Annotated in this window: 11 protein-coding genes and 1 tRNA gene; 3 read left to right on the top strand and 9 right to left on the bottom strand. The window is 67.7% G+C overall.

Annotation, left to right across the window (positions count from 1 at the left end; translation table 11 throughout):
- Positions 1–108: 108 nt before the first annotated feature.
- From KB874_RS06780 to KB874_RS06765, 4 genes are all read right to left on the bottom strand, one after another.
- A tRNA-Trp gene (locus KB874_RS06780) sits at positions 109–184 on the bottom strand.
- 52 nt (positions 185–236) lie between these two features.
- Entirely contained in the window at positions 237–1,232 is a 996-nt protein-coding gene (locus tag KB874_RS06775) for a zinc transporter ZntB (RefSeq protein WP_212535789.1), read from the bottom strand.
- Between the two features lie 153 nt (positions 1,233–1,385).
- Entirely contained in the window at positions 1,386–2,564 is a 1,179-nt protein-coding gene (gene tuf / locus KB874_RS06770; RefSeq protein WP_212535788.1) for an elongation factor Tu, read from the bottom strand.
- A 102-nt stretch (positions 2,565–2,666) separates the two neighbouring features.
- Positions 2,667–3,227, bottom strand: a complete 561-nt coding sequence (locus KB874_RS06765) for a hypothetical protein (RefSeq protein ID WP_212535787.1) — start codon at positions 3,225–3,227, stop codon at positions 2,667–2,669.
- A 133-nt stretch (positions 3,228–3,360) separates the two neighbouring features.
- Here KB874_RS06765 and KB874_RS06760 point away from each other — a divergent pair, with 133 nt between their 5' ends.
- Both KB874_RS06760 and KB874_RS06755 read left to right on the top strand, forming a co-directional pair.
- Entirely contained in the window at positions 3,361–4,281 is a 921-nt protein-coding gene (locus tag KB874_RS06760) for a ketopantoate reductase family protein (RefSeq protein ID WP_212535786.1), read from the top strand.
- A gap of 65 nt (positions 4,282–4,346) precedes the next feature.
- Entirely contained in the window at positions 4,347–5,705 is a 1,359-nt protein-coding gene (locus KB874_RS06755) for a cytochrome P450 (RefSeq protein WP_428849231.1), read from the top strand.
- 30 nt (positions 5,706–5,735) lie between these two features.
- Here KB874_RS06755 and KB874_RS06750 read toward each other — a convergent pair whose 3' ends face one another.
- The 4 genes from KB874_RS06750 to KB874_RS06735 form a co-directional block, all read right to left on the bottom strand.
- Positions 5,736–6,311, bottom strand: coding sequence for a cob(I)yrinic acid a,c-diamide adenosyltransferase (locus KB874_RS06750; RefSeq protein WP_212535784.1), 576 nt, complete (start codon positions 6,309–6,311; stop codon positions 5,736–5,738).
- A gap of 1 nt (position 6,312) precedes the next feature.
- Complete coding sequence (locus KB874_RS06745; RefSeq protein ID WP_212535783.1) at positions 6,313–6,516, bottom strand: twin transmembrane helix small protein; 204 nt, start codon at positions 6,514–6,516, stop codon at positions 6,313–6,315.
- A gap of 65 nt (positions 6,517–6,581) precedes the next feature.
- On the bottom strand, positions 6,582–7,415 hold the full coding sequence (locus KB874_RS06740) for an SDR family NAD(P)-dependent oxidoreductase (protein ID WP_212535782.1): 834 nt from the start codon (positions 7,413–7,415) through the stop codon (positions 6,582–6,584).
- Positions 7,416–7,460: 45 nt separating this feature from the next.
- Positions 7,461–8,087 carry an SH3 domain-containing protein gene (locus KB874_RS06735; RefSeq protein ID WP_212535781.1) on the bottom strand — a complete coding sequence of 209 codons (627 nt, stop codon included), beginning with the start codon at positions 8,085–8,087 and terminating at the stop codon, positions 7,461–7,463.
- A gap of 159 nt (positions 8,088–8,246) precedes the next feature.
- On the opposite strand from KB874_RS06735, the gene KB874_RS06730 reads away from it, so the two are divergent.
- The gene (locus KB874_RS06730; protein WP_212535780.1) at positions 8,247–10,670 is read left to right on the top strand and encodes a DNA topoisomerase IV subunit A; all 2,424 of its coding nucleotides are present in this window, start codon (positions 8,247–8,249) and stop codon (positions 10,668–10,670) included.
- Between the two features lie 162 nt (positions 10,671–10,832).
- On the opposite strand, the gene KB874_RS06725 is transcribed toward KB874_RS06730, so the two are convergent.
- Positions 10,833–13,208: a peptidoglycan -binding protein gene (locus KB874_RS06725; RefSeq protein ID WP_212535779.1), complete on the bottom strand. Its 2,376-nt coding sequence runs from the start codon at positions 13,206–13,208 to the stop codon at positions 10,833–10,835.
- Positions 13,209–13,211: the final 3 nt, after the last annotated feature.

Here is a 13,211-nt window from a genome sequence, read left to right as displayed (position 1 = left end):
CGTGGTCACTTACGCCCGCCGTCCGGCAAAAACAAGCCCGCGTGGCCACAAGTGTCGGACGGCACATCCCGGCAGCGGTTCCGGTCCGCGGACGATGCTGGAGGGAAATGGCAGGGGCAGCAGGGCTCGAACCCGCGACCTACGGTTTTGGAGACCGTCGCTCTACCAGCTGAGCTATACCCCTAAGGCCGCCGCTGATTTACGGCGGCCCGCCGACCATTGCAAGACGGAAATCGTCAGATCCAGCGCAGACGCCGCAGGACGACCATCTGCACCGCCACCAGCACCGCCAGCGCCGCGCTGAAGATCCAGAAGGCGGCGGGATGGTCCGCACCCGGCAATCCGTCGACGTTGATTCCAAAAAGCCCCGTAAGGAAGGTCAGCGGCAGGAAAAGCGCCGACAGGATCGACAGCAGGTACATGTTGCGGTTCAGGCGTTGCGACATCTGGCTGACCAGTTCGTCGCGCACCAGGGCCATGCGGTCGCGCAGCGCGTCGGCATCCTCGACCACGCGTTCCAGCGCGTCCAGTTCCTCGGCCAGTTCGCGCAGCCCGTCCTGCATCAACCAATGCGGATGAATCGCCTGCAACATCCGCATCGCATCGCGTTGCGGCTGGAGGTAGCGGCGCAGGATGATCGCACGGCGGCGCAGTTCGACCAGCCGCTGGCGCATCCCGTCCGAGGTGGCACCGGTCAGCACCTCTTCCTCCAATGCATCCGCCTCATCCTCGAGCTCTGACCAGAAGGATTCGATCCGCGTATTGAGCGACTGCGTCAGCCGCACGAGGAACCCGGCAGCGTCGGTCGGACCACGGCCTTGCGCCAGCGCGTCGGACAGCAGCTCGATCGCCGAAACGCGACGGCGTGACAGGCTGACGATTCGGTGCGGGTCGATCCACAACCGGACAGAGACCATGTCCTCGGGGTCAGCGCCCTCATTGGTGTTGATGCCGCGCAGGATCACGATCAACCCGTCGCCCACACGGGTGACGCGGGGCCGGGTTTCCTCGGCGACCAGCGCATCCACGATGGTCGGATCGAGATAGGAAAGGTTCTGCATGATCCAGCCGGCGGTGTCGGGATGCTGGGCGCGCAGGTGGACCCAGGCCAGCGTGTCGGCGCGCAGGACAGCGGGGGCCTCGTCGGCGGTCAGCGCAGTGCCGGCGGCGGGCCCGTCGAGGACATGCGCATAGGCCAGCAGGCTCTCGGGATGCGGTGCGGGATCGGTCATGGCAAAGGCTTAGCGCGGCGGCGGGGCGGAGCAAAGCAAAAGGCCGCCCGGTAGGGCGGCCTTCTCAATTCTCATCCGGGTTTCGCGTCTCGGGGCCGTCGCTTACGCGACGATCTCCGACACACATTTCGTGGCGCGTCTCGGGACCGTCGCTTACGCGACGATCTTCGACACGACGCCCGAGCCGACGGTGCGGCCGCCTTCGCGGATGGCGAAGCGCAGGCCGTCTTCCATCGCGATCGGCGCGATCAGCTCGACCACGAACTTCAGGTTGTCGCCCGGCATCACCATCTCGGTGCCCTCGGGAAGCTCGACCGTGCCGGTCACGTCCGTCGTCCGGAAGTAGAACTGCGGGCGATAGTTCGCGAAGAACGGCGTGTGACGGCCGCCCTCTTCCTTGGTCAGGATGTAGACCTCGGCCTCGAACTTGGTGTGCGGCTTCACCGAACCCGGCTTGCACAGCACCTGGCCGCGCTCGACCTTTTCACGGTCGATGCCGCGCAGCAGCGCGCCGATGTTGTCGCCGGCTTCACCGCGGTCCAGCAGCTTGCGGAACATCTCGACACCCGTGCAGGTCGTCTTCTGCGTCGCCTTGATGCCAACGATTTCCAGTTCGTCGCCGACGTTCACCACGCCACGCTCGACACGGCCCGTCACCACGGTGCCGCGGCCCGAGATCGAGAACACGTCCTCGATCGGCATCAGGAACGGCTGGTCGATCGCACGCGCCGGCTGCGGGATGTACGCGTCGACGGCGGCCATCAGTTCGCGGATCTTGTTCTCGCCGATCTCGGGATCACGGCCTTCGAGGGCGGCCAGCGCCGAGCCCGCGATGATCGGGATGTCGTCGCCGGGATAGTCGTAGGCCGACAGAAGCTCGCGCACTTCCATCTCGACCAGCTCGAGCAGTTCCTCGTCGTCCACCTGGTCGACCTTGTTCAGGAACACCACCATCGCCGGGATGCCGACCTGGCGGCCCAGCAGGATGTGCTCGCGCGTCTGCGGCATCGGGCCGTCAGCCGCGTTCACCACCAGGATCGCGCCGTCCATCTGCGCCGCACCGGTGATCATGTTCTTCACGTAGTCGGCGTGGCCGGGGCAGTCGACGTGGGCGTAGTGGCGCGCCTCGGTCTCGTATTCCACGTGCGCGGTCGAGATCGTGATGCCGCGCGCCTTCTCCTCAGGAGCCGCGTCGATCATGTCGTACGCCTTGAACTCCTTCGAGAAATACTTCGTGATCGCAGCCGTCAGCGTCGTCTTGCCGTGGTCGACGTGACCGATCGTCCCGATGTTGCAGTGCGGCTTATTCCGCGCGAACTTTTCCTTTGCCATCTTATCTGACGCCTCTGTTGAAGGGGCCACAGCCGACCCGGTTTACACATCGCGGGCCGTTTATGGGGTTCATCAGGGAAAATCAAGCGCCAGATACGCGCCTCAGCCCTCGGGCGGGACCAGCGCCGGATCCACCGGCGGGGCGACGGTTCCACCGAACCAGCCCTGGGTCTGATACTGCTCGCGCAGCCACGTCTCCAGCTCCTTGGCGGCGTCGGCGGCGAGGATGTCGATCTGCTGCTCGCGCGTCATGGTAATGCGGGATTCAAACACCTTGATGACGCTGATCACCTTGGTTTCGGCGTTCAGCTTCTGCTGGGTCGCATCGTCCCAGACAGTCACGCGCATCGCAAGCGCCGACTTGCCCGGCACCACAGGCGGCGGCAACGAGTAAGCCTCGACGCTGATGCCCAGATGATAGAACTTGTCGCCTTCGAATCGGCCAAAGCGGCGTTCCATCGCCTGGTCGACCGCGGTGATCCACTCTTCCTGGGTCGCGTCGCGCGAGATCAACAGCCTTTCGAGATTCGGCGCCACGACCTCGGAATACCCCAGTCGGAAATCGCCCATGGGCTCGAACGGACCGTCGAGGTCGCGGGTGGCATCGGTGCAGGCGGTCAGCCAGAGGGCAAGACCGGCGAAGGCGGCTATGGGACGGATCATGCTGTCTTCTCCTGAAAGCGTCCCGACCGTGGATAGATCATGCAAGCCGCTGGCGCAATTGCATCCCGGTCGGCATCTTGCTCCGCCCTGTGCTAGGATCGGATGAATGGCAGCGGAAAAAGGAACGGGACGAATGAAGATCGCAACCATGGCGACCGGCGGAATCGGCGGCTACCTGGCGGTTCGACTCACGCAGGCCGGCCACCAGGTGGCCACCATCGCGCGCGGCGCACACCTGGAGGCGATCCGCGACAAGGGTCTGACGCTTGACGGCCCCGAGGGGGTCGAGACGGTCCGGCCCTGGATCGCCACCGACGACCCGGCGCAGGTCGGCCCCGTCGATGCCATAATCTTTGGCGTCAAGGGCGGCGCCCTGCCCGGCGCCGCCGAGTCCTGCCGGCCGATGCTGGGCCCGGCCACCTTGGTGGTGCCCTTCCTGAACGGGGTCGAGGCGGCAGAGCGCCTTGCCGCGATCCTGCCGCCGCAGCATGTCGCGAATGGCGCGGCCATGGTCTCGACCACGATCGCGGAACCCGGCGTGATCCGTCAGGTTGGCGCCTTTGCCCGCTTCACCTTTGCCGAGCGCGATAGCCGCCCTTCCGCCCGGATCGACGCGCTGCGGGCCGCGATCACAGAGGCCGGGGCCGAGGCGCCGCCAACCGACGATATCGAGCGCGATTTGTGGATGAAGTTCGTGTCCTTCTCGGCCGTGTCGGGCGTGACCGCTGCGGGGCGCTGCACCATTGGCGACATCGTCGCCCACCCGCCGCTGGCCGCGCTGTTCCGGTCGGTTCTGGCCGAGACGGCGGCGCTGGCGCGGGCCCGGGGCGTCGCTTTGCCCGAGGACATCGCGGATCAGGCCTGGGAACGGGCGCAGATGCTGCCCGCACCGATGCGCGCCTCGACGGCAATCGACGTCGAGCACGGACGGCCGCTGGAAATCGAATGGGTCTCGGGCGCGGCGGTCCGGCTGGGCCGGCAACTTGGCGTCCCGACCCCGTCCAACGCCGCGCTTTACGCGCTGCTGCTACCACACAAGGACGGGCGCGGCTGAGTTGGCCAAGACCCGTCCGGCCCCTATCTATGGGCCATGACCGCTGGAGCCGTGCCATGACCGAGATGCGTGCCGTCACCGAAGCCCCCCTGCCCGTCCGCGTGCCGCTGGTGACGCAGCCAATGGGCCTTTGGGGCAGCCTGCAGGCCTCGCGCCGCAACGTCCTGTCGATCATCCCCGACCTTGCGACGCGCCAGCCGATGGTCTCGGGCAAGACCGGCAAGCGCTGGCACATGGTGATGGACCCCGGCGCGAACCGGCGCATCCTTCTGGAAAACCTAGACAATTACCCAAAGTCCATCGTCACCAAGAACCTGCTGCGCCCGGCCATCGGCGAATCGATGTTCATCGCAGAGGGGGCGAACTGGCGCTGGCAGCGGCGCACGGCCGCGCCGGTGTTCTCGCATCGCAACGTGATGAACCTGGCGCCGGTGATGTCGGCGGCGGCGGAGCGCTCGGTCGCCCGTGTGACGCAGGCCGGCCCGCGGGCGGTGGATTTCCTGGCCGAGATGGTGACGACGACCTTCGACGTGATCTCGGACGTCACGTTTTCGGGAGGCGAGGGCTTTGACCGCGACGGCGTGCACAAGGCGATCGACGCCTATATCGCCGAGGCGGGCAAGATCTCGCTGTTCGACATCCTCGGCATGCCGGACTGGGTTCCGCGTCCGGGGCGAACTTTCTTCGCCGGCGGGGTGAAGGAAATGAAGCGCGTCGCCGACGAGGCCATCGAGGCGCGCAAGGCGCGCGGGCACGAGGGCGTGCCCGACCTGCTGGACCTGCTGCTGGCCGGCGAGGACCCGGAAAGCAAGCGCCAGATGAACGTGGGCGAGTTGCGCGACAACCTGCTGACCTTCATCGTCGCCGGGCACGAGACGACGGCGCTGACGCTGGCCTGGTCGCTGTATCTGCTGGCCTTCGACCCTGTGGTGCAGGAGCGCGCGCGGGACGAGGTTCGCGGCGTGGTGCAAGGCCGTGTCGCGACCGGCGAGGACGTGGCGAAGCTGCCCTTTATCCGGCGGATCGTGGACGAAGCGCTACGGCTATATCCGCCTGCGGGGATGGTGTCGCGCACGGCGCAGGGCCCGGACGAGCTTTGCGGGCGCGAGATACGCCGCGGGGATACGGTGATCCTGCCGTTCTATGCGCTGCACCGGAACAAGCTGCTTTGGGAAGAACCCGATGCCTTCCGCCCCGACCGCTGGGGCGGGCAACGGCCCGACCGATACGCCTACCTGCCCTTCGGCGACGGCCCGCGAATCTGCATCGGGGCCAGTTTCGCCATCCAGGAGGCGGTGATCATCCTGGCGACGCTGCTGGCCAACCTGCGGTTCACGCCGGTCAAGGGCAAGGCGCCGGAACCCGTGATGATCCTGACCCTACGGCCCCAGGGCGGGGTCTGGCTGGAGGCCACGCCGGTCTGACGGAGGACGGGGTCTGACCCCGCCCGGTCCTCAGGTCCGGTTCGCGCCCGGCTGCCACAGGACGTCGGCGCGACCATCGTCATTGGCGATACGGGCGGCGACAAAGAACCAGTCCGACAGGCGGTTGAGGTAACGCACCGCGGCCGGGTTCACCTCTTCGACCGTCGCCAGCGCCACGGTCAGCCGCTCAGCCCGGCGTGAAACGGTGCGGCAGTGGTGCAGATGCGCCGACAGCGCCGATCCGCCCGGCAGTATGAAGCTGCGCAGCGGTTCCAGCCGCACGTTCATCGCGTCGATTTCCTTTTCCAGCCGCGTAACCTGGCTGTCATGCATGCGCAGCGGGTTCCACTCGCGCTGGTCGTCCTTGGCCATCTCGGGCAGGCACAGGTCGGCGCCCAGGTCGAACAGGTCATTCTGGATGCGCGACAGAGCGGCGTCCACCTCGTCCGCCGCATGCAGCCGGGCCAGGCCGACGACCGAGTTGACCTCGTCCACTGTGCCATAGGCCTCGACCCGCTGGGCGAACTTGGCTACGCGCGAGCCATTGCCCAGCGCGGTTTCGCCATCGTCCCCAGTCTTGGTGTAAATCTTGTTCAGAACGACCATGTCATGCCCCCCGGCGAATCCAGACGAAAAGAAGGATCAGCAGGATCGCGACGAATTGCGCGGCGATCCGCAGTTGCATGGCCTTGTTGGCGTATTTCTTGTTGAACTCGCCACCCTTGGCGAAACTGCCGATGCCGAACAGCAGCACGCCCACCACCAGAAGCATGGCGACGGCGACGACGATGAAAAGCGGGTCCTTGGTCATGATCCCTCCTGTGATTGGGGCGAGACATAGACCCCCGGCCGGGAAAAGCGAAGGCGCAATGCGTCTCAGCCGCCCTTGGCCAGCAGCCAGTCCAGCCCGCGCGTCGGCAACAGCCGTCGCGCCGCCCCCATCAGGTAGGTGGGCGTGGTGATGTAGTAGCGCGGTTTCGGGCGCGTATGTTCCAGCGCGTGGATCAGCTTGCGCGACACCGCCGAGGGCGGCAGTTCGAACGTGTCCGGGCCGCGATCCTCGTATAGCCGCTTCAGCAGGCGGGATTCGTATTGCTCGCGGCGGGCCGACGCACGCCAGTCCACCCAGCGCTCGAAATGCGGGATCGAGTTGACCCGGATCTTCGACGTGACCGGCCCGGTGTTCAGCGTGACGACGTGGATCGGCGTGTCGCGCAACTCGATCCGCAGCGTGTCGGTAAGCCCCTCGATGGCGAACTTGGTCGCGTTGTAGGCACCGCGCCAAGGCATCGTAACCAGCCCCAGAACCGAGGAGTGATTGACGATCCGGCCCGCCCCCTGCGCCCGCATGACCGGGATCACCCGGCAGGTCAGGTCGTGCCAGCCAAAGACATTCGATTCGAAGATCGCGCGCAGCGCGTCCACGGGCAGATCCTCGACCGCGCCGGGCGTCGCATGGGCGCCGTTGTTGAACAGTGCGTCCAGCCGTCCGCCGGTGGACTCCAGCACCTGCTCCAGCGCCGCGCCGATACTGTCCGGGTCGGTATAGTCAAGCCGGGGCGAGTCGAACCCCTCGGCGCGCAGGCGGACACAGTCAGACTCCTGCCGGCAGGCGGCAAAGACGCGCCAGCCGCGCGCGCGCAGCACCTGCGCCGCATCCGCGCCGATTCCCGAGGAACATCCGGTGATGAGTATGCTGCGGTCCGTCATGGCGCGGCTTTACGACGCCGACGGATCAAGGGGAAGGGATGGCGTTCAGTTCGCGGCGACCAGGAAGGAATCGGCCATCCAGCCGACGAATCCACCCTCCAGTGCGCGCAGTTCCACCCAGCCGTCGCCCGTATCCTGCACAACCTCGACCTCCTGCCCGCGTGACAGGGTGGTCACGACGGCAAAGCCGGTGCCGGGCCCGTCCCGCAGGTTGACGCGGGCGCCCGTGACGACGCGATAATCGGGACCGCCCAGCGCGTCGCGCACCGCCGCGTCTACGCCAACCGGACGGCCAAAATCCGACATGTCGCCGCCCAGCCCGCCCAGCACAACCCCCGACTCGGCGTCGTCGAGGCTGGCGGCGATCTGCGCTACGTCGGCCAGCTTGTCGGCCCCCGCCTGCGGCGAGGCCGCGGACACCTTGGGCGCCAGAACCGGCGCCTCGACCACGCGGATGCGCGGTTGCGGCGCGGTCGGGGTCAGGCCCAGATCGGTCTCGGCCCGCGCCACGGCAGGGCGTGCCTCCTGTTCCGATGCAGGCATCCGTGCGTCTGGCTGATATCGCGCGACGATGGTGACGCCCCGGTCGCCGGCCTCGAAATCGGCCCCGCCAGACAGCTCGAACCATGCCCAGCCCAACACCAGAAACGTCATGCCAATCATCGTCTTCATCGAAATCCCCCCGGCAGGCACGGCACGTATCCCCGCGATCAATTCCGCAGGACATGCCGAGGTTTAGCAGATTCCCTCTGCCGGTCGTAGCGGAAATTCCCGGTAGATTCCCCGCAACCGCGCTTTACCGTGCCGCACCGCATCGCTATCACAGCATCTATGGCTGACGATACGTTTGACCCCAACATCAACCCTCGACACATGGCGGAACCGCTGCGGCGGGCCATTGGCGAACGCTATCTGACCTATGCCCTGAGCACGATCATGCACCGCGCGCTGCCCGATGCGCGCGACGGGCTGAAGCCGGTGCATCGGCGAATCCTTTACGCGATGCGGCGGCTGCGGCTGTCCTCGACCGGCGGTTTCCTGAAATCGGCCAAGATCAGCGGCGACACGATGGGCGATTTCCACCCGCATGGCGACGCCGCGATCTATGACGCGATGGCCCGCCTGGCGCAGGATTTCACCATCCGCTATCCGCTGGTCGACGGCCAGGGCAACTTCGGCAATATCGACGGCGACAACCCGGCGGCCTCGCGCTACACCGAGGCGCGGATGACGATCATGTCCGAGGCTCTGCTCGACGGGCTGGACGAGAACGCCGTCGATTTCCGCCCGAACTACGACGGTCGGTTGATGGAGCCGGTCGTGCTGCCCGCCTCTTACCCGAACCTGCTGGCCAACGGGTCCAGCGGCATCGCGGTGGGCATGGCAACCAACATCCCGCCGCACAATATCGGCGAGCTGATCGACGCCTGCCTGCATCTCATCAAGTCGCCCGGTGCCGGTGACGAGACGCTGTTGCAACACGTGCCCGGTCCCGACTTCCCCACCGGCGGCGTCATCGTGGAACCCCGCGACAGCATCGCCGAGGCCTATGCGACCGGGCGCGGCTCGATCCGGCTGCGCGCAAAGTGGGAGGTCGAGGACCAGGGACGCGGTACCTGGCAGATCGTCGTGACCGAGATCCCCTACCAGGTGCAGAAATCCAAGCTGGTCGAACGCATCGCCGAGCTGATCCAGACCAAGAAGGTGCCGATCCTCGCCGACGTGCGCGACGAATCCGCCGACGACATCCGCATGATCCTCGAACCCAAGTCGAAGAACGTGGACCCGGATGTCCTGATGAACATGCTGTTCCGGAACTCCGACCTGGAAATCCGGTTCTCGCTGAACATGAACGTGCTGATCGACGGCGTGACGCCCAAGGTCTGCTCGCTGAAAGAGGTCCTGCGCGCCTTCCTCGACTTCCGGCGCGACGTGCTGATCCGCCGCGCGAAACACCGGATGGCCAAGATCGACAACCGGCTCGAGGTGCTCGAGGGGCTGATCGTCGCCTTCCTCAACCTCGACCGCGTGATCGACATCATCCGCTATGACGAAGATCCCAAGGCCGGGTTGATGTACGAGGACTGGTCGCGCCCGCACCAGGCCGGCATCCGTCGCGCCACGTCGGAACGCGACTATGTCTCGCCCCTGGCAGGCATCGACGTCAAGTCGCTGGACCTGCGCGACGACCCCGAGGCCGAGGCGCGCGGCGTGCTGGCCGACGATGGCGGTCCGGCGCAGATCCCGCGCCGTTTCGCCGGTCGGTCCGAGGGCCTGTCGGACGTGCAGGCCGAGGCGATCCTCAACATGCGCCTGCGCAGCTTGCGCCGGCTCGAGGAACTCGAACTGGTGAACGAGCGCGATTCGCTGATGGCGGAACGCGCGGCGCTCGAGGACCTGCTGGAAAACGAGAGCCTGCAGTGGAAGCGCATCGCCGAGGAACTGCGCGACGTGCGCAAGCGCTTCGGCAAGGAACAGGGCGGCGGCGCCCGCCGCACCGCCTTTGCCGAAGCCGCCGAGGCCGAGGAGGTGCCGATCGAGGCGATGATCGAGCGCGAGCCGATCACCGTGGTCTGCTCGCAGATGGGCTGGATCCGCGCCATGACCGGCCATATCGACCTGACCCGCGAGCTGAAGTTCAAGGACGGTGACGCCCCGCGCTTTATCTTCCATGCCGAAACCACGGACAAGCTGCTGGTCTTCGGGTCGAACGGACGGTTCTACACGCTCCAGGCCAGCCAGTTGCCCGGCGGGCGCGGCATGGGAGAGCCGCTGCGCCTGATGGTCGACCTGCCCAACGAGGCCGAGATCGTCGACCTGTTCATCCACCGGCCGGGCGGCAAGCTGCTGGTTGCCTCAACCGCTGGCGACGGCTTCATCGTTCCCGAGGAAGAGGTCCTGGCCCAGACCCGCGCTGGCAAGCAGGTGCTGAACATGCGCGACGACGTTCGCGCCCGGGTCTGCACGCCGGTCGATGGCGACCATGTCGCGGTGGTGGGCGAAAACCGAAAGGTGCTGGTCTTCGCGCTGGACGAATTGCCGGAAATGGGCCGGGGCAAGGGCGTGCGACTCCAGAAATACAAGGATGGCGGGCTGTCAGACGCCCGCATCTTCAGCCTCTCCGAAGGGCTGACCTGGCTCGACCCGGCGGGACGCACCCGCACCCAGACCGATCTCGAGGAATGGATCGCGAAACGCGCGAGCGCCGGCCGCATGGCACCGCGCGGCTTCCCGCGTGACAATCGGTTCACCTGATCCTTCATCTTGCCCGGAAATCTCCGGGGAGTCGCGCGGCACGCGCGACGGGGCAGAGCCCCGGCCCGATCTCCACCTGCAACGACGGCCGGATCATCGTCGCACGGGACGGCGGGCGGGGCGCCTTTCGCGCGTCCCGCGCGAAACAGCGCCGATCCGCCGTCAGCGCTCGGTCAGCTTCAGCTCGATCCGCCGGTTCTGCGCGCGCGCCTCGGCCGTGTCCGCCGGGTTCACTGGCTGGTACTGGCCAAAGCCGTTCGCCGCCAGCCGCTGCGGCGGGAGGCCCAGGAAATCGATCATGTAGCGCACCACGGACAGCGCCCGCGCCTGGCTCAATTCCCAATTGTCCGCGAATTCCGCCCCGGGGCGGATCGGGATGTCGTCCGTATGGCCATCGACCCGGATGATCCAGTCGATCTCCGGCGGGATGTCGTCCGAGACCCGCTGCAGGATGCTTGCGACCTTGGCGATCTCGGCCTCGCCCGCCGGGGACAGGTCGGCCGATCCCGGCGCGAAAAGCACCTCCGAGGAGAACACGAACCGGTCCCCCTCGATCCGCACGCCCTCGGTATTGCCCAGCACATCGCGCAGCCGGCCGAAAAACTCCGAGCGATAGCGTTCGAGATCCTGCTTTTCGGCCTCCAGACGCCGGGCCCGCTCTTCTTCCAGCTTGCGCTGTTCCTCTTCGGCGATGCGGCGGCGGCGCTCCTCCGCAGCCGCACGGGCCAGCGCGGCGTTGAGTTCCGAACCGAGGTTCTGCAGCTGCACCTGGCTGGCCTCGTCGCGCTGCTGCGCCTCGCCGAGAATGGCCTGCAGTTCCGACAACTGATTGCGCAGTTGCGCGACCTGCTGGTTCAGCAATTCCGCCTGTCTCTGCGCGGCGCTGCCGCGTTCCGTCGTTTGCGCCAGTTCCGCCTGCGCCTGGGCCAGCAGGGCCTGCCGCTGTTCGGCCTCGGACAGGCGCGCGGCGGCCTCGGATCGCGCCGCTTCTCGCTCGGCGATGGCCGCCGCCAGCCGGTCGCGGGTTTCCTCGACGCTGGTCTCGGCGGCCATGCGCGCGGCCAGCGCGGCGGCGAGGCGTTCCTCCAGGCTACGACGATCGTCGGCCTGGCTCGTTGCCCGCGCCTCGGCCTCGGCCAGCGCATCGCGCAGCGCCGCGATCCTCGCATCGCGCTCGGCGATCCGCTGCGAAGCAGCCTGAAGGTCTGCCTGCAGTTCCGCGACCTGCGCGTTGCCGCCCTGCAATTCGGCCACGCGCGCGGTGAGGCTCTCGACCTCGGCCCGGGCCGCCTCGGCCGCGGCGCGCGCGGCGGCGAGATCGACCTCGGCCGACTGCGCCGTGTCGCGGGCGGCATCACGGGCCGCGGCGGCCTCGGCCGCCTGCCCCTGCGCTGCCGACAGGTCCGACAGCAGCGCGGCATTGGACGCGCGCAGCGCCGCCATTTCCTTGTCCAGCGCCTCGGATTCCGCCAGCCGCGCCAGCGCGTTGGCCAACCGTCCCGCCAGCTCCGACAGCTGCGACTCGGCCTCGGCCCGCGCGGCGTCGCGCTCCGCCAGCGCCGCCTCGGCGTCACGCCGCGCCTGTCGGGCGTCGGTCAGGTCGGCCTGCAGCGCGGCAAGGCGGCCGTCGGCCTCCTGCCCGGCGACCAGCGCCGCGGCGAGCCGGGCGTTCAGATCGTCCTCGGCCTGGCGCGCGGCGGCCAGCAGGGTCAGCGTCTCTTCGGCGCGGGCGCGCTCCCGTTCCAGCGCCATGGTCATCGCGGTCAGCTCGGCATCGGCACTCTCCAGCCGCTTGCGCAGCGCCTCCGCGGCGGCGGCCTCGGTCAGGCGGCGCTGTTCTTCCTCGCTCAGCGCCGTGTCCAGGTCGGCCACACGGGCCTGCAGATCGGCCAACTGCGCCTGCTGGCCCTCGCTCTGTGACCGCAGGTCGGCGATCAGGGCCTCCATCGCCTCGCGCCGGGCAGCGGCCAGGCGGGCTTCTTCGGTCTGGGCGTCGATCTCGGTCCGGGCCTGCGCCAGCGCGAGGTTCAGCGCGTCGCGTTCCGACACCAGCGCATCGCGGGCGGCCTGCAACTCGGCCTCGCTGGCGCGCAACTCGGCCACCGTGCCGCGCGCCGCGTCGCGTTCGGCCAGCAGCACCGCGACCTGATCCTCGAACGAGGCGATCCGGGCGCTGGCCGCTGCCAGCTCTTCGGCCTGCCGGTCGCGGGTGGCAGTCAGCGTGTCGATGATGCTGGCCTGCTCGGCCAGTCGCGTGTCGCGGTCCGAAAGGGTCGATTCCAGCTCGCCCAGCTGGTTGGTCAGGTCGGTATTGCGCCGCTCCTGCACGCCCAGCGCCTGCGCCAGTGCGGCGATTTCGGCGCTCAGGGTGTTCAACTCGTCCTCCTGCCCCGAGATCGTCTCGCGCAGGACGAATTGCACGATCATGAAGATCGACAGGACGAAGGTCAGCACCAGCAGAAGCCCGGTCATCGCGTCCACGAAGCCGGGCCAGATATTCGCCTGAAGGCGCGATCCGGTGCGGCGCGACAGGGGCATGGC

The sequence above is a fragment of the Thetidibacter halocola genome (assembly GCF_018224955.1).
In the GTDB taxonomy this organism is placed as follows: Bacteria; Pseudomonadota; Alphaproteobacteria; order Rhodobacterales; family Rhodobacteraceae; genus Thetidibacter; species Thetidibacter halocola.
Note: the sequence above shows the minus strand (reverse complement) of the source record. Positions and strands in the feature narration are given on the sequence as shown.